Source organism: Bacillus nitroreducens, from assembly GCF_964021195.1.
Genome location: NZ_CAXHYI020000003.1, coordinates 284,773 through 305,423, shown reverse-complemented (window position 1 = coordinate 305,423; position 20,651 = coordinate 284,773). Strand labels below are relative to the sequence as shown.

15 protein-coding genes and 1 pseudogene are annotated in these 20,651 nt (G+C 36.6%); 13 read left to right on the top strand and 3 right to left on the bottom strand.

Translation table 11 applies throughout. From position 1 onward, the window contains the following. Positions 1-79 precede the first annotated feature (79 nt). Both ACWPVE_RS05270 and ACWPVE_RS05265 read left to right on the top strand, forming a co-directional pair. Positions 80-1,063 carry an aldo/keto reductase gene (locus tag ACWPVE_RS05270; protein ID WP_453991352.1) on the top strand — a complete coding sequence of 328 codons (984 nt, stop codon included), beginning with the start codon at positions 80-82 and terminating at the stop codon, positions 1,061-1,063. 388 nt (positions 1,064-1,451) lie between these two features. Further along, entirely contained in the window at positions 1,452-2,069 is a 618-nt protein-coding gene (locus ACWPVE_RS05265; RefSeq protein ID WP_453991350.1) for a YesL family protein, read from the top strand. Positions 2,070-2,227: 158 nt separating this feature from the next. Here ACWPVE_RS05265 and ACWPVE_RS05260 read toward each other — a convergent pair whose 3' ends face one another. Next, a complete protein-coding gene (locus tag ACWPVE_RS05260; RefSeq protein WP_453991348.1) occupies positions 2,228-3,316 on the bottom strand; it encodes a substrate-binding domain-containing protein in 1,089 nt (362 codons plus the stop codon). A gap of 295 nt (positions 3,317-3,611) precedes the next feature. Here ACWPVE_RS05260 and ACWPVE_RS05255 point away from each other — a divergent pair, with 295 nt between their 5' ends. From ACWPVE_RS05255 to arfA, 9 genes are all read left to right on the top strand, one after another. After that, a complete protein-coding gene (locus ACWPVE_RS05255) occupies positions 3,612-5,222 on the top strand; it encodes a xylulokinase (RefSeq protein ID WP_453991346.1) in 1,611 nt (536 codons plus the stop codon). A gap of 22 nt (positions 5,223-5,244) precedes the next feature. Beyond that, on the top strand, positions 5,245-5,940 hold the full coding sequence (locus ACWPVE_RS05250; protein ID WP_453991344.1) for an L-ribulose-5-phosphate 4-epimerase: 696 nt from the start codon (positions 5,245-5,247) through the stop codon (positions 5,938-5,940). A gap of 31 nt (positions 5,941-5,971) precedes the next feature. After that, positions 5,972-7,390: an L-arabinose isomerase gene (araA, locus tag ACWPVE_RS05245; RefSeq protein ID WP_453991342.1), complete on the top strand. Its 1,419-nt coding sequence runs from the start codon at positions 5,972-5,974 to the stop codon at positions 7,388-7,390. Between the two features lie 562 nt (positions 7,391-7,952). Then, positions 7,953-9,050, top strand: a complete 1,098-nt coding sequence (locus ACWPVE_RS05240; RefSeq protein ID WP_453997370.1) for a substrate-binding domain-containing protein — start codon at positions 7,953-7,955, stop codon at positions 9,048-9,050. A gap of 335 nt (positions 9,051-9,385) precedes the next feature. Beyond that, positions 9,386-10,735 carry an ABC transporter substrate-binding protein gene (locus tag ACWPVE_RS05235; RefSeq protein ID WP_453991340.1) on the top strand — a complete coding sequence of 450 codons (1,350 nt, stop codon included), beginning with the start codon at positions 9,386-9,388 and terminating at the stop codon, positions 10,733-10,735. A gap of 145 nt (positions 10,736-10,880) precedes the next feature. Continuing rightward, on the top strand, positions 10,881-11,762 hold the full coding sequence (locus ACWPVE_RS05230) for a carbohydrate ABC transporter permease (RefSeq protein ID WP_453997368.1): 882 nt from the start codon (positions 10,881-10,883) through the stop codon (positions 11,760-11,762). Then, positions 11,755-12,600, top strand: coding sequence for a carbohydrate ABC transporter permease (locus tag ACWPVE_RS05225; protein WP_453991338.1), 846 nt, complete (start codon positions 11,755-11,757; stop codon positions 12,598-12,600). The genes ACWPVE_RS05230 and ACWPVE_RS05225 overlap by 8 nt, the downstream gene beginning before the upstream one ends. 36 nt (positions 12,601-12,636) lie before the next feature. Next, on the top strand, positions 12,637-13,269 hold the full coding sequence (locus tag ACWPVE_RS05220; RefSeq protein WP_453991336.1) for a YesL family protein: 633 nt from the start codon (positions 12,637-12,639) through the stop codon (positions 13,267-13,269). A gap of 14 nt (positions 13,270-13,283) precedes the next feature. Beyond that, a complete protein-coding gene (arfA, locus tag ACWPVE_RS05215; RefSeq protein WP_453991334.1) occupies positions 13,284-14,804 on the top strand; it encodes an arabinosylfuranosidase ArfA in 1,521 nt (506 codons plus the stop codon). A 459-nt stretch (positions 14,805-15,263) separates the two neighbouring features. On the opposite strand, the gene ACWPVE_RS05210 is transcribed toward arfA, so the two are convergent. Beyond that, positions 15,264-16,481, bottom strand: coding sequence for an IS110 family RNA-guided transposase (locus ACWPVE_RS05210; protein WP_324301027.1), 1,218 nt, complete (start codon positions 16,479-16,481; stop codon positions 15,264-15,266). Positions 16,482-16,896: 415 nt separating this feature from the next. Between ACWPVE_RS05210 and ACWPVE_RS05205 the strand changes: the two are divergent. Next, positions 16,897-17,785, top strand: a pseudogene (locus ACWPVE_RS05205) (transposase); the annotation flags it as partial. A gap of 23 nt (positions 17,786-17,808) precedes the next feature. On the opposite strand, the gene ACWPVE_RS05200 reads toward ACWPVE_RS05205, so the two are convergent. Next, a complete protein-coding gene (locus tag ACWPVE_RS05200; RefSeq protein ID WP_453991332.1) occupies positions 17,809-18,600 on the bottom strand; it encodes a helix-turn-helix domain-containing protein in 792 nt (263 codons plus the stop codon). A 125-nt stretch (positions 18,601-18,725) separates the two neighbouring features. On the opposite strand from ACWPVE_RS05200, the gene ACWPVE_RS05195 reads away from it, so the two are divergent. Next, entirely contained in the window at positions 18,726-20,648 is a 1,923-nt protein-coding gene (locus ACWPVE_RS05195; RefSeq protein ID WP_453991330.1) for a right-handed parallel beta-helix repeat-containing protein, read from the top strand. Positions 20,649-20,651: the final 3 nt, after the last annotated feature.

Sequence of the window (20,651 nt, the reverse complement as noted above, 5' to 3'; positions counted from 1 at the left end):
TTAATGAAAAAGAGAATGGGGAATGGTTACTCCATGTAGTAAGAAGAATTCCGATGCAATAATAATAGGAGGGAAAATAGTGAAATATCGTAAACTTGGAAACACTGGATTAGAAATTAGTGAGGTTAGTTTTGGAACTTGGGCGATTGGAGGTGCGTGGGGGAAAACCACTGATGCTGAGAGCTTGAGGTCTTTGGAATATGCTATCGACCAAGGTGTAAATTTTTTTGATACTGCCGATGTATACGGAGATGGTCATAGTGAAGAGTTGTTGGCAAAAGCAACGAAGGGGATGGAAGATAAAATTCATATTGCGACAAAGTTCTGTCGTCAAGGTGACATCGCTGATCCGCAAAATTACAGTTATGAGCAAGTTAGCCGCTATTGCGAGGACAGCCTTCGTCGTTTAAATCGTGAGACAATCGATTTATATCAAATTCATTGCCCTGCGACTGAAATTTTAAGAGATGGCCAAGTGTTTGAAGTACTTGATCGTTTACAAAGTGAAGGGAAAATCCGTCATTATGGAGTGAGTGTTGAGACTGTAGAAGAAGGACTTATTTGTTTGGAAAATCCTAACGTGAAGAGTCTCCAAATCATATTTAATATGTTCCGTCAAAAGCCGCTAGAGACTCTAATTCCAGAAGCTTATAAAAAGGGAGTTGGAATACTTGTTAGATTGCCGCTTGCGAGTGGATTATTAACAGGCAAATTCACGCCAGACCATGTGTTTGAGGAGGATGATCACCGTCGTTTTAATGAAAATGGTGAAGCATTTAATGTTGGGGAAACCTTCGCAGGACTTGGTTTTAAAAAAGGTGTAGAGCTGGCTGAACAACTAAAGTGGATTGCGGATGGTAGGAATACAATGGCAAGTGCAGCTCTTCGTTGGATTTTAGATTATGAGGAGATATCTTGTATTATTCCAGGATTCAAAAATGTAAGACAAGTTCAAGAAAACCTAAAAGCGCTTGAAACAAAATCATTTACAGCTGAAGAAAAGCAAAAGATTCATCGCTTTTACATGGAAAATGTCAAAGACTTTATTAGAGGTGCATATTAATAGAGGGACGAGCACAGCTCGTTCGGAGACTGTTGACAAACGCTCGCATACTTCGTTGCTTGCTTCACTCGTCCGCTCATGAAGACAACTTCTATTCGCGTCTTCGGTCGGCTTCGCTCCTCGTCTGAGAAGCGTTTTTAATACAGTCTGAGAAAGTGAATCTTACTAGTGTTTCTTATAAAAATGGGTGTAGACAAAGTTAAATTTGACTTTGTCTACATTCTGGGACGAGCACAGCTCGTTCTTTTTTTAGGAAGAACTACAAATGTAAGACGTTCATATATAGATAAATTGAGTGATTTGTAAATTTGTTACAAGATTTAAGAATTTTATGGTTTAATTATGTTAAAGGTATTGTGGGATAATTATTTATGCGGGAGGTGATAGGATGGGTAAAACGGCTAATCGAGCTTATGCTGCTACAATATGGATCACAAAATTCGCCTATTTAAATTTACTTTGGTTAGGCTTTACTTTAGTAGGACTTGTTTTGTTAGGGCTATTTCCTGCAACGGCGGCAATGTTTGCAGTCATTCGTAAATGGTTCATGGGGGAGACCGATCTTCCAATTTTTCGTACATTTTGGGGTAATTTTAGAACAGAATTTTTGAAAAGTAATGGTGTTGGGTTAATTCTCGTCATTGTTGGTGGACTGATTGTACTCGACTTAATTTTCGTTAAAAATTCAAATGGTGGTTTTATTCGTTTAATTCAAATCCCCATCTATTTATTTAGTTTTGCAGCAGTGATGACAACACTTTACGTTTTTCCTGTATACGTACATTATGAGTTAAAATTGATTCATATTTTTAAAAATTCATTTTTGATGATGGTAATCAATCCACTTGAAAACCTTGTTATGATTATTAGTTTGATTACTGTATTTTTTGTCTCGAAATATATTCCAGGACTAGGCTTTTTCTTTGGCGGGAGTTTATCTGCGACAATCATTATGGCAGCATGCTACCGGGCTATTCAAAAAACGGAGAATAAAAGGAGAGGTTAGAATGAAGGCCATCAATAAGGCTTTTCTTTTAGAACTAAGCTCTTCAATCGATTTTAAAGTGGTAGGATTAATAAATGAATAGTCCTTCATCAAGCATATGAAGGACTGAACGGATCTCATCCACTAATCTTCAAAGTTAAAAATTGTCAAAGATTCTGTCAGTGCGGCACTTTCAGTTCTTTTACTGTTTCTCCCTCAATTAATTTGGGTTGATAAAAGGTTTCGTTAGGTAGATCTTTTTTACCTTGTAATTTTTTTATGACCCAATCCGCTGCATCACGCCCCATTTTTTCTTGAGGATGTGTCAAAGTAGTGAGCTTGATATTTGCATTTTTGGCAATGTATGAATTGTCTTGACCAATAATTGATAAACTGTCTGGAATAGAAATATTAAGTTGTTTGCATACATTTGCCACTTCTAATCCGACCTCATCGTTATAACAAACAAGTGCAGTTAAAGCATCCTTATTTTTACTTAAGAATTCCTTCAGATTCTTAGACAAATCTGGTTTTGTTTCTGTGTCATACGAAAACACATGATCGGGTATAAAACGTAGTTTAGCTTCACCTAGTGCTTTTATATACCCCTTCATTCGGTATTTTCCTTGTAAATCATCTGTTTTTGAAATAAGTCCAATTTGAGTGTGACCTTTTGAAATCAATTCTTTTGTTGCAAGATAACTCGATTGCACATCATCGAGGCATAGGAACGGAACATCTAGTTCTTCATAGTATGCATTAATCATGATGAAAGGCACATCCTGTTCCTTGAAAGATAAGTAGTAAGCAATGTTAGGATTGTATAAATTGCTTTTTGTAGGTTCCACAATTAATCCGTCTACGCCGTATGATAGCATCATTTCTAGAGCTTTTTTTTCTTGTTCAACATCGTTATTTGTGCTGGCTAAAAGTAAGGAGTAATTATCCTCATTTAATCTACTCTCGATTCCACGAATAATTGAAGGGAAAATATAGTCGGAGATATAGGTCGTGATTACACCAATCGTTTTCTTATTAGAGATTACTGGTGATCTAAATTGGTTCGTTACATAAGTTCCAGATCCCTTTTCACTTCTTAAGTAACCCTCAGTTGAAAGTTCCATTACAGCCTTACGGACGGTGTGTCGGCTAACATTATATTTTTTTTGCATGGCAAGTTCTGTAGGAATTTGTTCTCCAACGTTATAATCTCCAGAAAGAATTTTACTTTTTATATCTTCAACAATGATCTGATATTTTGGTTTCATCTGCCTCACTACTTTCCTATCTGTTCATAAACATAGACTACCAATTAAATAGTTGTGCGTACATATTTTATCATAGATTTTATTTAGTTGAAAGTTTGAAAAAATGTACATTTGTTAGGTAATAGATCTTTTATGAGATAAACGTTAGCTAGTAGAGGAAATATAATTGACTGCACTATTTCTTAATATGTTGACAAATGTACGTACAAAAAATATACTTTATTTGTAAGCGTTATTAAAAATATAAGTCTATCCTTAATAGATATTGATACTTTTGCTGGAGAGGAGAAATTAGGTGGAAGCGAATCAAGTAGACATTAAACAGGTAATTACCCGAGGAGAAACCTCACTTGGAATCGAGTTCGGATCCACTCGCATCAAAGCAGTCTTGATTAATAGTCAATTTGAGACAATTGCATCAGGAAGTTATGAGTGGGAAAATCGTTTGGAAAATGGTTTTTGGACGTACAACTTAGCAGATGTTTTGGATGGTTTGCAAACAGCTTATCGAGAAATGAAACAACAAGTTGAACAAGAATTTGGGATTACCCTTGAAAAAATTGGTTCTATTGGATTTTCTGCGATGATGCACGGGTATATGGCTTTTGACGAAAAGGGTGAGCTACTTGTTCCATTTCGGACTTGGAGGAATTCGACAACAGGTCCAGCGGCAAAAGAACTTTCGAACCTATTTCAATTCAATATTCCCGAACGGTGGAGTATTGCACATTTATATCAAGCAATCTTAAATGACGAGGAACATGTTCCGAGAATTCATTTTATAACGACTTTAGCTGGTTACATTCATTGGATGTTGACTGGAAATAAAGCGATTGGAATAGGTGATGCATCTGGAATGTTCCCAATAGATGAAACAACAAAAAATTACAATGAAGAAATGATCGAACAGTTTGATGAACTTATCGCTGAAAAAAAATACCCTTGGAAGCTTAAAGAAATTCTTCCTAAAGTGTATATTTCGGGCGATCAAGCAGGGGAATTAACAAGTGCTGGGGCGAAAATATTAGATCCATCTCTACACTTACAGCCTGGCATCCCAGTTTGTCCACCAGAAGGTGATGCAGGAACAGGAATGGTTGCGACAAATAGTGTGAGGAGACGCACTGGAAATGTTTCGGTTGGAACATCTGTTTTTGCAATGATTGTATTGGATAAAGAACTATCAAAAGTATATCCAGAAATCGACTTAGTCACGACACCTAACGGAAGTCCCGTAGCCATGGTCCATGCGAATAACTGCTCAAGTGACATTAACGCTTGGATAGGTTTGTTCCGTGAGTTCTCGGAGGCGATGGGGTATGAGGTTGATACCTCTGAATTATTTCGTGTGATGTTCAACAAAGCAATGGAAGCAGATCCAGATGGCGGTGGACTGCTAAGCTATGGATATTTTTCAGGAGAAAATATTACAGGTTTAATAGAAGGTCGACCTTTGTTCGTTCGTTCACCTGAAAGTCATTTCAATCTAGCGAATTTTATGAGGGTTCATCTTTTTACGGCATTTGGTGCGTTAAAAATTGGGATGGATCTCTTGACAAAAGAAGAAAATGTATTGATCGACAGCATTTTGGCTCATGGTGGGTTATTTAAAACACCAGTAGTTGGCCAAAAAATTATTGCAGCTGCGATGAACGTTCCTGTTTCTGTTATGGAAACAGCTGGAGATGGCGGTGCCTGGGGAATGGCGATTCTTGCATCCTACATGATGAGTAAAAGCGAGAATGAAAGTTTAGAAGATTTCCTTACTGATAAAGTTTTTGAGGGAATTGATGCCCAAGAGATTCATCCTGATCAAAGTGATGTAGAAGGATTTGAGGTATTTATCGAGCGTTACATAAAAGGACTGAAAATTGAGCGAGCTGCTGTCGAATATTTACTTCCATAACGAGAAGGAAGGAGAGATTAACATGTTAGATCGACTTAAGGAAGAAGTGTATCAAGCAAATTTGGAATTACCTAAACATGGTCTAGTCAAATTCACTTGGGGGAATGCCAGTGCGATTGATAGGGCTAGTGGGTTATTTGTGATCAAACCAAGTGGTGTTGATTATGAAACGATGAAACCTAGCGATATGGTGGTTGTAGATTTGGATGGGAATGTTGTAGAAGGCGAGTTAAGACCTTCATCAGATACACAGACACACGCAGTATTATACAAGCACTTCCCAGAAATTGGCGGAATCGTTCACACACATTCTACTTGGGCGACGATATGGGCACAAGCAGGACTTGATGTTCCAGCAATGGGAACGACTCATGCAGATACTTTTTATGGTTCAATTCCATGTGCTCGATTTTTAACGCAAGAGGAAATCGACAGTGGGTACGAGGCCGCAACAGGACGCGTCATCATTGAAACATTCGAGGAGAGAGGACTCGATGTTCTAGCTGTACCAGGTGTTTTGCTTCATGGACATGGCCCCTTTACATGGGGAAAAGATGTGAATGCTGCCGTGGTGAATAGCGTTGTGTTAGATGAAGTTGCAAAAATGAATTTGTTCACACGTGGGTTAAATAATTTCGCTGTAGAATTACCGCAACGTATTTTGGATAAACATTATTTACGGAAGCATGGGAAAAATGCATATTACGGACAAAAATAATTCTAAACTATGAAACTAGGAAAAGGGGATTATGATGGAGAATAAAGAGTTTTGGTTTGTTGTTGGCTCCCAGCATCTATATGGGGAAGAAACGTTAGCAGAGGTTAGAGCACACGCAAAAGAGATGACCGAGTCATTGAATGCAAGTGGTGTGTTACCATATCCACTCGTATTGCAAGATTTAGCTGTTAGTGCGGAAAAAATTACTAATATTATGAAAAAAGTTAATTATCGTGATGAAGTTGCTGGGGTCATAACGTGGATGCATACGTTCTCGCCTGCAAAAATGTGGATACGTGGTACAAAATTATTACAAAAACCGTTATTGCACCTAGCAACCCAATATAACGAAAGTATTCCGTGGCAGACGATTGATATGGATTTTATGAATCTAAACCAATCCGCTCATGGTGACCGTGAATATGGTTTTATTAATGCTCGTTTGAAAAAACAAAATAAGGTAGTAGTCGGTTACTGGCAACGCCCTGAGGTTCAAAAGCAAATAGCCGATTGGATGGATGTAGCTGTTGCTTACAATGAAAGCTTTAATATAAAGGTAGCTCGCTTTGGCGATAATATGCGTAATGTTGGTGTAACAGAGGGCGACAAGATCGAAGCTCAAATTCAATTCGGATGGACAGTTGACTATTTTGGTATTGGAGATCTTGTTCAATATGTGAAGGCTGTTACAGATGAAGAGATTGATGCATTGTTTGCGCAGTACGCAGAAGCCTATGAATTTGATTATGGTAATTATAGTCAAGCAGATTGGGAAGCGAGTGTGAAGGTGCAAGCTAGTTATGAAATTGCCATCAAGCGTTTCCTTGATGATGGCGGGTACACAGCGTTCACAACTAACTTTGAAGATTTGTATGGCATGAAACAACTTCCAGGTTTAGCAGTTCAACGATTAATGGCACAAGGTTATGGTTTCGCGGGTGAAGGGGATTGGAAGACTGCAGCTCTCGATCGTTTACTAAAGGTCATGAGTCATAATCAATCTACTGGATTTATGGAAGATTACACATACGAATTAGCAGCAGGTAGGGAAGCTGTGCTTCAGTCACACATGCTTGAAGTCGATCCAACATTAGCGAACAATCGCCCGAAGATTGTAGTGTCTCCATTAGGTATTGGTGATCGGGAAGATCCAGCACGTTTAGTATTTGACGGCAAAGCGGGTGAAGGAGTTGTTGTTTCAATGGCTGACTTTGGTACCCATTTCAAATTATTAATCAACGAAGTTACAACATTTGAACCAACCGTACCTGCTCCAAACCTTCCAGTTGCACGTGTACTTTGGGAGGTGAAGCCGAACTTCCAAGAAGGAGTGAAGGCTTGGATTGAAAATGGTGGTGGTCACCATACTGTAGTTTCACTGAATCTAACAACTGATCAGATTATAACCTTTGCAAAATTAGTAAACCTCGAATATGTCTTAATTAATTAGCTAATAAAGAAAGTCTAGATACCTCTTGTATCTAGACTTTCTTTATTTTGGGGTTCTTCTCAAAGTGGTTGTAGTGATTTGAAAAAACAAACCTAGTTATAGAAGTGGAAAGCATCTCACGATCAGAAATCTATTGTGTCATAAGCAATAAATTTTGCGAAATGCCTTATTTTTTAATGTGATTTATACATGACCCTGCTAAATATATAAGCATTGTTTTATGTATCAAAATGGATACGAGGTATCAATTTTTAAGCATTAAATTTTAGCTTGATTCTTAAGGGCTATTGATTAAACAAATATTTCATATTAATATTTAAGTAAATGGTTATACGTACAACTTATGTGCAAGGAGGTTCTTGATAGAAAAGTTATTGTCAATGTGTTATTTTATACAACATAAACTTATTAAAATTAGATGGAATACTGAAAAGATCCTCACAATATATGGGTAGGGATATTATAGAGTATAAGAAAAGCCACTATAAAAACAGATAATCAATCAATTTTTACTACAGATGTATGGATGGAGTGTTATTGAGTGAATGAAACAAAATACGGTATGGTAAAAAGTTGGATCAAGTCCAAAATATTAGATGGTACCTTTTTGCCTAATAATAAGATTTATTCAGAAAGTGAGTTAATGGAACAATTTCATGTTAGCAGACATACGGTTAGATTAGCATTAGGGGAATTAGTAAGTGAGGGATGGTTGTATAAGGAACAGGGGGCAGGAACATTCGTTTCGGAACAAAACGAAAAATCAGTAGGCACTCCTGGAACGACAAATAATAAGAGGATTGCTATCATTGTTACCTATATCTCTGACTACATTTTTCCTTCAATCATTCGAGGGGCTGAAGGTATTTTGAGTCAGGAAGGATACCAAGTTAGCCTGTTCAGTACAAATAACGATCATGATAATGAACGTAAAATACTAGAAACAATCATTACTCAAAAATTTGACGGAGTCATTGTAGAACCTACAAAGAGTGCAATATCTAACCCGAATATTAATTATTATTTAAACTTAGAAGCTTTAAATATCCCTTATGTCATGATTAATGCTGCATATGATGAACTAGAACCAATCAGTATTGTTATGGATGACGAAAAAGGTGGATACATACAGGCTGAACATTTGATTAACTTAGGACATCAGAATATATTAGGTTTCTTTAAAAATGATGATTTACAAGGTTTGAAAAGAATGAAAGGATATTTTAAGGCTCATCGTGAAAATGGAATTCCGATTAATCCGAATAATGTTGTAACCTATACGACTATGGAAAAATCTACGAAACCAGTTGAGGCGTTAGAAGATATATTGAGTACCAAAGAAAATCTGCCAACTGGAATTGTTTGCTATAACGATGAACTTGCAATGAAATTACTTGATGTTCTTAGACGAAAAGATTTATGTGTGCCAGAAGACATCTCCATTATAGGTTTTGATGATTCCTTTTTTGCTGATATATCAGAGGTGAAACTAACGTCTGTCAAACATCCTAAAAGTGAACTAGGTGAAATGGCTGCTAAGAAAATCATTAAATTAATTAAGAATAGAAAAAAACAAAATGGGAGTGACACCTATGAATCATTCTTGTTTGAGCCAATCATTACTTATAGAAATTCAACAAAGGATTTAGTAAAGGACTAAACGGCTTCTTCTATTTTTCTATCAAAAAAAGAATTGTGGTACAAGTGTGCAACAAAACTTCAGTTTTCAAAGTGATACGTACAACATAATATACTTAAGAATTTGTCATACAAATGTCTTAAAATTCTATACATTATTCGTTGACATGTACGTATAAGGTGGATATAATAAAAGTGTAAGTTGAATGCGTTTTCAAACATTTTCAAAGTTCTTGAAATCGCATTAACTTTACATAGACTATATTAATTAGGAGTGATAGTTACCAGATTAATAACTTACCTTTTTAGCGAACTTAGTTTATTAGTTGGATAAAGAAAGTACAGGGGGAATGAATAATGAAAAAGAAGAGTCTTTCGTTCTTTAGCGTTCTACTTTTATCTTTTGTGTTATTATTGGCTGCTTGTAGCGGAGGAGGAAGCGAGGCGAAACCAACAAACTCTGATGATGTAAAAACCGCTGGTTCTGATATTGAAGACGCAACAGAATTAAGTTTTTGGACTTTTGCTGGGACACACGCTGATTTTTACGCAAATGCCGCTGAAAGATGGAATGAACAAAATCCAGATAAACCAATTAAATTGACAGTTGAAAACTATCCATTCGATCAAATGCACAACAATTTATTAATGGCCTTGCAATCTGGATCAGGTGCACCTGACTTGGTGGATATTGAGTTAGCAAAATTTTCGAACTTCCTTAAAGGTGATGTCCAATTAGAACCTCTGAATGATTTAATTGAGCCTGAATTAGATAAGTTTATTCCAGAAAGAGTTAGTATTTATGAGAAAGATGGAAACTATTATGGTGCTCCAACCCATCTAGGTGCTTCAGTTGTTTATTATAATATGGAAATTATGGATGAAGCTGGTGTAGATATTGATGAAATTAAAACTTGGGATGATTATGTAGAAGCAGGTAAAAAAGTGGTGGAAGTGACAGGGAAGCCGATGACCACCATTGCAACTAACTGGTACGGAATATGGCCTTTTGCAGCTCAAAGAGGATCAGATTTCTTTGATGAAAACGGCGAATTAACACTAGATAGCAAAGAAAATATTGAAACATTAGAATTTGTTAATGCTTTAGTTAATGAACATAAAATTGCAGAAATCGCTCCAGGAAACGGCTATCATTCTGAAGAATTCTATGGCTTCATGAATGATGGTGGCCAAGCATCTTTAGTTATTCCTATGTTCTATATGAAAGATTTTACAACTTATATGCCTGACCTAGAAGGAAAGGTTCAAATTCGTCCGATGCCTAAATGGTCTGATTCAGAATATCAATCCGCAACGATGGGTGGAACAGGTACTGCTGTTACTAGCCAATCAAAACATATTGACTTAGCGAAAGAATTTTTATACTTTGCTAAATTATCTAAAGAAGGAAATATCCAACTTTGGACAGAACTAGGATTTGATCCTCCTCGTTGGGATGTCTGGGAAGAACCAGAAATGAAAGAGGATAATGTTTATTATCAATATTTCCATAAAGATATTTTTGATATCTTACTAACTGTAAAAGATAATGTTGCGGGAATTCAGATATCTGAATACACTCCAGATGTTCTATCAGAAATTGATTCAAATATTATGCATAAAGTACTCAGGGAACAAAACGCTACCCCAGAGGAAGCATTAAAAGAATCAGCAGATACTATTAGACAGAAAATGGGAAGTAATTAATAGTCTATAGGTATGGGCAGGATGTATGTAATCCTGCCCATACCTCTAATTTTAATATGATAGAAGGGATAAAATGTACGAAGTAAATGTAAAAAACAAAAGAAATCTTACCCCTACACAAAAGCCCAAAAATGAAAACAGTATTATGAAGTTTCTTAACTCAAAAAAAGTTGTACCATATGTTTTTGTTTTTCCATTTATCGTATCCTTTACAATACTTACCTTATATCCTACGATTCAAGCTTTTATGATGAGTTTCCAAAGAATCTTACCTGGACAAATTGAATTTATAGGATTACAGAATTATGAAAGGATTTTCAATCAGACATTTTATAAAGCGCTATTCAATTCAACAATCTATACAATACTAACCGTTTTAATTCTAGTATCAGTACCCATAATTCTTGCGATATTATTAGATTCTAAATTAGTTAAATTTAAAACAATTTTTCGTTCAGCATTGTTTATTCCTGCTCTGACTTCTATCGTAGTCGCTGGTGTCATTTTTAGGTTAGTTTTTGCAGGGTCAGAAAATGCGATTGCGAACCAAATAGTAGGCTTCTTTGGTTTTGAACCTGTTAGTTGGCAATTCACTGCATGGTCAGGAATGTTTTTAATGGTAATTATGGCTTCTTGGAGATGGATGGGAGTCAATGTTCTTTACTTTTTGGCAGGTTTACAAAGTATTCCTAAAGAATTGTATGAATCAGCTGAAATTGATGGTGCCAACCTATTTCAAAAGTTTAGAAATGTGACACTACCATTCTTAAAACCTATTATTATTTTTGTAACGACAATAAGTATTATTGGTGGCTTTAGAGTCTTTGAAGAGAGTTATGTTATTTGGCAAGGAAATTCACCTGGAAATATTGGATTGACACTTGTTGGATTATTGTATCAAGAGGGTATTCAACAAAATGATATGGGCTTTGGAGCAGCGATAGGTGTAGTGCTCTTAATCCTTATCTTTATCATCAGTATTATTTATTTATTATTGACAGGTGCATTTAAAAGAGGTGATGAGTAGCATGAAAAAAACGAATACTCTAACAAAATGGATTGTAAACATATTTTTAGTAATCGTGGCGCTTATTGCTTTATTTCCATTAATAAGCCTCATTATCTCATCGTTTCGTCCATCATCAGAACTAATGAGAAACGGGATATCATTTTCAATAAATTTCAGTGAACTTTCACTAAAAAACTATGCACATATCTTTACTGAATCGCCTGCATATTGGAAATGGTATAGTAATAGTTTAATTATTTCAGGATTAACGATCGTCTTATCGTTATTTTTCTCTTCTATGGTTGGTTATGCACTTGCAGTATACAACTTCAGAGGTAGAAACCTGCTATTTCTCTTTGTGTTAGTCATTATTATGATCCCATTTGAAGTGTTAATGCTACCACTCTATCAATTAATGATTAGTTTTAAATTGATTAATACGTATACGGGAGTAATGTTACCGTTGATTGTTGCACCAACTGCTGTATTTTTCTTTAGGCAATATGCTTTAGGGCTACCTACAGAATTGATGGATTCTGCTAGGATTGATGGCTGTACTGAGTATGGAATCTATTTTAGAATAATGGCTCCATTAATGTTACCTTCATTTTCAGCTATGGCTATCTTACAAGGGTTAGGTAGTTGGAATAATTTCTTATGGCCATTACTTGTCATACGATCAAGTGACTTGTTTACATTGCCAATCGGATTGGCGACATTATTGACGCCATATGGAAATAACTATGATACGTTAATTGCAGGATCTGTAATGACAATAATACCTATCATTATCCTGTTTATTTTCTTCCAACGATACTTTGTTGCGGGTCTAGCTTCAGGTAGTGTAAAAGGATAATTAAATTTAAAAAAGATGAGCGAAAGGTGTTAGAGGATGAGTAGCCAAAACATTGTTAATTCTCTGGATAGACTATTTACTTGGATAACTCGTTTAGTGGTCTTAAACTTATTATGGATTTTTTACACGATCATTGGACTAGTAGTTGGAGGGATCTTTCCAGCAACATTGTCCGTTCTAAAGATATTTAGAAAGTGGATTATTGGTGAAGAAGAAGTACCACTTTGGAGTACATTTAGACAAGAATATCGGAGAGATTTTATTAAGTCTAACATAATAGGTTGGATACTTACTCTTTCAGGAATGATCCTTTTTATGAATTATCTAGTCATTAAAAGCACAGAAAATATTAGTGTTTTAATTCCTGTAGCCTTTTATATTTTAATTATCCTTTATATAAATGTATTGATTTGGTCCTTCCCGCAATTAGCGCATTATAATGGTGAAATTAAAGTTTTCTTAAAAAATGCGATCATTTTGGGATTTGGTAAATTACACTACACAATTGCTATAATCATCTATTTATTTATAGTAATGTATATTTCATTAAGTTTTCCTGGAATTCTTCCTTTTTTTACAGTTAGTATAGGTGCGTTCGGTTGGATTTGGTTATCAATGAACTTGTTTCAAAAAATGGATTTAAAAAGTGAACAGACTACAATGCTTTGAGAAAGGTGAATAAAATGACTTTGAACGTTGTTAAGGCGAAAATGGTTATAGATAAGACATTTAAGATAGCAGAAATAGATCCAAGGATTTACGGTTCTTTTATAGAGCAACTAGGTCGTGCTGTATACGGTGGAATCTATGAACCTACTCATAGTACTGCTGACGAAGAGGGGTTCCGCCAAGATGTTATGGAATTGGTAAAAGAATTAAAGGTGCCAATTATTCGCTATCCAGGTGGGAATATGGTTTCTGCATATAATTGGGAAGATGGAGTAGGACCAAAAGAATTAAGGCCAAAAAGGTTGGAGTTGGCATGGAGTTCGTTAGAAACAAATGAAGTTGGAACAAACGAGTTTATCTCCTGGGCGAAAAAGGTAGATGCTGAGGTAATGATGGCTGTAAACTTAGGTACACGAGGTATTGATGCAGCTCGAAACTTGGTTGAATACACTAACCATCCAGGAGGGACATATTGGAGTGATTTGAGAAAAAAACATGGGTATAAAGATCCTCATCAAATCAAAGTCTGGTGTCTCGGAAATGAAATGGATGGACCTTGGCAAATAGGGATGAAAACAGCATATGAATATGGTCGGCTTGCTGCTGAAACTGCGAAAGCTATGAAATTAGTTGACCCGACAATTGAGCTAGTTAGCTGTGGAAGCTCAGGTTCAGGTATGCCAACATTCCCTGAGTGGGAAGCAGAAACGCTTGAACATACATATGAATATGCTGATTATATTTCTCTACATCAGTATTATGGAAATCGTGATAATGATACCGCTAACTATTTAGCAAGTTCGTTAGATATGGATAATTTTATTAAAACTGTCATTGCAACATGTGACTATATAAAAGCGAAAAAACGTAGTAAAAAAACAATAAATTTAAGTTTTGATGAATGGAATGTGTGGTACCACTCAAATGCTCAAGATAAAGAAATTGAGCCTTGGTCTGTTGCACCACCATTATTAGAGGACATCTACACATTTGAAGATGCACTCCTTGTAGGAAGTATGCTGAATACATTACTAAAGCACTCAGATCGAGTAAAAATGGCTTGTATGGCACAATTGGTGAATGTTATCGCGCCAATTATGACAGAAACAGGTGGTGGTGTCTGGAAGCAAACTATTTTCTATCCATATTACTATACATCTGTTTATGGACGTGGAACTGCGCTTCATTCTATCGTTGATTCTCCTAAATATGATAGTAAGGACTTTACGGATGTTCCGTATCTAGATCAATCGGTCATTTATAATGAAGAAAATGATGAACTAGTCATATACGCAGTGAATCGAAATTTAGAGGACGCGTTAATAGTGGATGTTGATATTCGTTCATTTGAAGGGTACAAATTAATCGAGCATGTTACGCTAGTAAATGAAGAAGCAAAAGCTGTAAACTCCATCGTGAGCGAACAAGTTAAACCTAGTATTTGTAATGATTCTTATATCGAAAACGATACTTTAGTAGCTGTATTGCCTAAGATGTCATGGAATATGTTACGTCTAAAGAAAAACAATGAATAATAAAGATACGAAAAGAAAGGGGCTGTCCAAAAAGTCACTGAAAAATGACTTTTGAGGACAGCCCTCATTTTTTGTTTTTTGGGTTTACTAAAAATTCTGGTGTTGATTTCCGCTGCAGGTACTCGCTTCCTTACCTGTAGTCAAGTGTTTTTCTTACCTGTAGTCAAGTGTTTTTTTAAAATTGTTTTTCTGTCATAAATAATTTAAATAGTTTAAAGCTGCCGACAGGCCGTTACTCTCCGTTCCGGCGCTCCGCTTTCCGCGGGCATGGCTTGAGCCTCCTCAGGAGCGAAAGGACTGCTCCCTGCGGGGTCTCAAGGCTCATGCTATTCCCGCAGGAGTCGAGCGCCTGCACTACTAGGACCAGGTTTGGATAAAATAAAAATGTGTATACCAAATAGACCTAGCGAATATTTGTTTTTTTCACAAGGTCTTATGTGATATAGTGGAGCTATCCTGTTACGAAGCTTTGGCTGATTCGTAATCATACAGGACATCATGTTGAATAAGGTGAAATGCGACTTTCAAGAACTTATTCACACATGCAATCATCGCAACCTTATGGGGCTTACTCTGGGGTTGCTTTTTTAATTGGTCGTAATAATCCACAATCGTATTTTTAGTTTTTGTCCTTAATGAGATCATTGACATCACCATGAAATAAAGGATCTGCCTCAACCTTCGGTTTCCACGTTTATTTATCCGATCCTGGTACTGAAGTTTACCTGATTGGAACCGTTGGATATCAATCCCTACGTATGCATTGACCTGTTTGTGATTTTTAAAGCGGCGGATGTCGCCTAACTCGCCAATTATTCTAACTGCTGTAGATTCCCCAATTCCAGGAAATGACACGAGAACTTGAAAATCAACACGATCTTTCGATAGATCCACCATCTGTCTAATAATATCCTTTTTCTGATCCACCAGTTCCAAAATGCGTTTGGCATAGTGTCGTAGATGTTGGCAGCGTACGTCTTCCGGCCGAATTGCTGAATAGGAATTTTCTGCAGCGTTGATTAGTAATGCCGCTTTTTCCTCCGCTTTTTGATTAGATATATTCTTACGGGTTGCTTGTTTGATTTGGTTACGTAAATCCTCTTTTGAAAGCATATGTAAGCATGCAGGATGGGGATAAAGCTGAATGATATTTAAAAACAGGACTGAGCTCTTTGTAAATACCTTTTCAAGTAGCGGAAAGCTTAGTTGTAGGAAAGAGTGTAGCCTGTTATAGTGATGCCTTATCTCCTTTTCTATATCTTCATAGTAGCGTCCCAGTGCACGCATTTGTTCAAAGTATTCTTCTTGTACGTATGTTTCCTGCCGGTCCAATCTGAAATGGGATTTAGCCAATTCATGTGCATCACTAATATCTGTTTTATGTCGGCGCATGGCTGCCATCTGAAGCTTAGCCTCCAAAGGGTTCAAGCGAATATAGGGATATTGGTGTACCTGCAGGAAGTTCTCAAGCCCTTTAGAATAGACACCCGTAGCCTCAAAGACAATGTCAGGTACTTTGCCGTCCTGTTCCCTAAGTGATTCAATACGTCCTTTTAATGATTGGAATCCAGATATCGTGTGTTCTAATTCCCCTTCATATTGACAGCGTTGATAGCAGTCGTATATTACTATTGTACTTTTTCCCATACTTACGTCAAAAGCAATTACATGTTTCATAATTCTTCCCCCTGTTTACATCACATAGAAGTTCTTCACAGTGCCTCATCGATTCCACTTTCTTATACACGATCTCGAAGATCCAACATACTAAACTGATTCTAATAAGGGTGTGAAGCGTGTCGGTTTCCTTATACGGATTCTTAGATCCCAGCGAGTACACGACTTCACTTCACTTCTACTAAAAAAATAGTAGCACAAACCGTGGCCTTGGTCTGTACTACTAATGTTAGTATGTTTCCGCGGGCGGTCCGGGAGCCTCCTCGTCGCAAGCTCCTGCGGGGTCTCCCCTGGCCACGCTTTTCCCGCAGGAGTCTCGTACCTTCCGCTACAATCAACAAGGTTACAAAATTTAATAGTATTGACTCGTAACTTTTAAAAAAACACACAAAAAAATCATCCTTTTTAGTAAAATGAAGTTTTAGGTGATCGCAATAGTTATTCTAAAACGGACAAAGATTCCACCTTCTTGCGTATGAAAGAAGATCATATGAAAAATGGCCAACTTAAGCCAGGATACAACGTATAAGTAGGAACAGAAAACCAGTTTATTCTATACTATACAATACATCAACGCCCACCAGACAATCGGTGCTTCATCCCTCATATGGAGAAACTGGCAGCTTCTTCTTTACCAATACCCAAAACGGTTATTGCCGATGCAGGATATGGTAGTGAGGAGAATTATGTTTACGCTGTCGGAGATGAGAAAGAGCAACGATTCGAGTTTCTTATTCCGTATGGAAGCTATGTACAGGAACCAAACCCGTAAATATAAAAAGGACATCAAAAACGCAAAAAATTGGACTTACGTGGAAGATGACGACTATTTTATTTGCCCGAAAGGAATGAAAGTAACGTTTAAAAAATACCTGAATAAAAAGAATAAATCTGGCTACGAGCAAAGTTTCAAAATATATGAAAGTGAAGATTGTACCGATTGTCCACTAAAAGCACAATGCACAAAAGCAAAAGGGAATCGTCAGATTCATTGGAATACGATTTTTGAAGAAATGAAAGCCAAGGCTAAAACAGCCCTTGAATGTGATGAAAAGTCCGCTATCTACGCACAACGTAAAGTTGAAGTAGAAAGTGTGCTCGGTCACATCAAGGGCAATAGGTCGTTTCGCAGATTTTCTCTGCGGGGGCTCGACAAAGTATATGTCGAGTTTGGAATTGTGGCATTAGCCCACAATATATTGAAAGTAGCAGGCATACGCCAGCTACTTTCAGAGAAAAAATCGAAAAAAACAAAAAGGCAAGGGAGAAAAACGACCGTTTTTCTCCCTTGCCTTTTTGTTTAGGACTTATCGGACAGCCCCTTCTTTTATTGTACCTTCAATTTCATTGGAGAAAAATGTTTATTATGATTCACTCTATATCTAGTAGGTGATAAGTTCGTAATTCTTTTAAAATTACGGTTAAACGATCTGAGATTGTTGTAACCACAATTAAAGGCTATGTCGCTTATGGACTGGTCACTGTTTTTAAGTAGATAACAAGCTTGGGTAATCCGATAATGATTTAGGTATTCAGTAAAGGATAATTTGGTCATTTGAACAAATAGCTTCGATAGATAGGCATAGTCATATTGTAATTGTTTTGCGATTACTTTTAAGGTGCACTCTTCACTGTAATGACGATCTACATATAATAAAATTTTGTGTAATACTTTTGTTTTTGTAGAGTATTCAACTGGAGTAAATTCTGTTTGATCTACCAATGTACCGCACACATCATAAAGAAAACTTTTTTGTCGATAGATTGAATTCAAGTTCGTATAGTCAGGAACAGATTTTAGGCGAATAATATTGTTTTCTGGTACAAATCCCTTATAATTCATAAAAAAATGTCCAACAATCTCTGGTGAAAAGATAATAATGGAAATATCGGATTGATAGGGCGTCTTAAATTCGTGCATTTGGTTATTAAAAATGAAGGCAGCATCATTTTTATGTAATACGTATTCTTTTTGATCAATTGTCACGGCTATCTCTCCGTCGTTTACAATGATAAGTTCATATGCATGATGATAGTGGAGAGGAAAGCTAAAATTATATAGATGAGAAGTGTGAAATAATTCATTTTCCTCAACGCCATGATGTTCAAAAAAAGCCATAAATAATCCACCCCTAATCAGATAAAAAAACACTAATATTGTCTTTAATTATACTATTTTTTGAATAGAATACGTATCGATTTACCTCCTATAATAAACATATAATGACTAAAGGAGGAAGTGGAGTGGCATACGTATATCATGTAGCAAAGTCTGGTTCTGACCTAGCAGAGGGAACCAAACAAGATCCTTTCTTAACCATAAATAAGGCAGCGTCGGTTGCCGTAGCAGGGGATACTATTATTGTCCATGAAGGAGAATATCGGGAATGGGTTAAACCGAGAAACGGTGGATTAAGTGAAAATAGAAGAATTACTTATCAAGCTGCCGAAGGAGAAAAGGTTGTTATTAAAGGTTCTGAGCAGATAAAAGAATGGGAACGAGTAGAAGGAACTGTTTGGAAAGCAGTACTCCCAAATGAGTTTTTCGGAGACTATAACCCGTATATAGAAAAAATCTTTGGGGATTGGGTTGTGTATAACCCTGGCAGACATTTAGGTGATGTTTATTTAAATGGCATGTCCTTTTATGAAGCTGAAAATCTAGAACAATTACAAAATCCTGAAGTGAAAACGGAAGTATTAGACCATTGGACACAAACGATTGTACCAGTCATTAACCCAGAGCAAACAAAATATCTTTGGTTTGCTGAAGTGGATGAAAAGAATACAACCATCTATGCTAACTTTCACGAGTCAAATCCTAATGAAGAATTAGTAGAAATAAATGTAAGGAAAGCTTGTTTTTATCCAGAACAGATGGGGATTAACTACATTACGGTGAGAGGTTTTGAAATGTGCCAAGCGGCAACTCCTTGGACTCCACCGACAGCCGATCAACCTGGATTAATTGGGCCGCATTGGAGTAAAGGGTGGATTATCGAGGACAATATTATTCATGACTCAAAGTGTAGTGCTATTAGTATCGGAAAAGAGGCTTCAACTGGAGATAATTTCCGAAGTAAAAGAAAAGATAAGCCAGGCTATCATTATCAAATAGAAACTGTTTTTCTAGCAAAGCAATCTGGTTGGAGTAAGGAAAAGATTGGTTCTCATATTATTAGAAACAATATCATCTATGATTGTGGTCAAAATGGAATTGTAGGTCATCTAGGCTGTGTATTTAGCGAAATCTATCAAAATCATATTTATAATATAGGCATAAAGCGTGAATTTTACGGACATGAGATAGCTGGTATTAAGTTGCATGCTGCCATCGATGTGCAAATTCACAATAATCGGATTCATGATTGCTCTTTAGGAACATGGTTAGATTGGCAGACACAGGGGACAAGAGTCAGCAAGAACTTATATTACCGTAACAGTCGTGATTTATTTGTAGAGGTAAGTAGTGGTCCTTATATCGTCGACCACAATATTTTAACAGCTGACTATGCTTTAGATAATCATGCTCAAGGTGGAGCTTATATCAATAACCTGATTGGTGGTAAAATGGTACACCGCAAAATGCTCGATCGTGCCACACCGTATCACGTTCCACATAGCACTGAGATAGCTGGATTCGCTGTTACGTATGGTGGAGATGATCGCTTCTTTAACAATATTTTTATCGGTGATGATGGGTTAGAAGATGTAGGTACTGTGCATTACAATGGATACACCACTTCACTTGAAGAATACATTGAAAAGGTACATGAACAAGAGGGAGATCATCAAGCATTTAATCAAGTAGAGCAGCCCGTTTATATTAACAATAATGCTTACTTTAAAGGTGCAAACTCCTTTGAAAGAGAAAATGAAAAACTTGAAGATCATAACTTCAATCCGAACCTAGAAATTATTGAAGAAGGGGACGAGATATATCTGTCACTTGAACTGCCTGAAGGCTTTGGTAGATTCCTAGGAGAGATCCATTCTACAAATACGCTGGAGAGGGTTCGTATTGTAGATGCGGAATTTGAAAATCCAGATGGAAGTGTTTTATCATTGGAGACGGATTTAGTAGGAAATCAAAGAGAAGAAAAAAGTGTAATAGGACCAATCGCCCAATTAAAGGAAGGAAAGAATTATATTAAGGTCTGGGGTTAATCT

Excerpts from the sequence above, each read along its gene's own strand:
- araA (WP_453991342.1), top strand. The coding sequence starts at position 5,972 with ATGATGGAGAATAAAGAGTTTTGGTTTGTTGTTGGCTCCCAGCATCTA.
- ACWPVE_RS05225 (WP_453991338.1), top strand. The coding sequence starts at position 11,755 with ATGAGTAGCATGAAAAAAACGAATACTCTAACAAAATGGATTGTAAAC.
- ACWPVE_RS05230 (WP_453997368.1), top strand. The coding sequence starts at position 10,881 with ATGAAGTTTCTTAACTCAAAAAAAGTTGTACCATATGTTTTTGTTTTT.
- ACWPVE_RS05200 (WP_453991332.1), bottom strand. The coding sequence starts at position 18,600 with ATGGCTTTTTTTGAACATCATGGCGTTGAGGAAAATGAATTATTTCAC.
- ACWPVE_RS05210 (WP_324301027.1), bottom strand. The coding sequence starts at position 16,481 with ATGAAACATGTAATTGCTTTTGACGTAAGTATGGGAAAAAGTACAATA.
- ACWPVE_RS05235 (WP_453991340.1), top strand. The coding sequence starts at position 9,386 with ATGAAAAAGAAGAGTCTTTCGTTCTTTAGCGTTCTACTTTTATCTTTT.
- ACWPVE_RS05265 (WP_453991350.1), top strand. The coding sequence starts at position 1,452 with ATGGGTAAAACGGCTAATCGAGCTTATGCTGCTACAATATGGATCACA.
- ACWPVE_RS05240 (WP_453997370.1), top strand. The coding sequence starts at position 7,953 with ATGGTAAAAAGTTGGATCAAGTCCAAAATATTAGATGGTACCTTTTTG.
- ACWPVE_RS05260 (WP_453991348.1), bottom strand. The coding sequence starts at position 3,316 with ATGAAACCAAAATATCAGATCATTGTTGAAGATATAAAAAGTAAAATT.
- ACWPVE_RS05220 (WP_453991336.1), top strand. The coding sequence starts at position 12,637 with ATGAGTAGCCAAAACATTGTTAATTCTCTGGATAGACTATTTACTTGG.
- arfA (WP_453991334.1), top strand. The coding sequence starts at position 13,284 with ATGACTTTGAACGTTGTTAAGGCGAAAATGGTTATAGATAAGACATTT.
- ACWPVE_RS05250 (WP_453991344.1), top strand. The coding sequence starts at position 5,245 with ATGTTAGATCGACTTAAGGAAGAAGTGTATCAAGCAAATTTGGAATTA.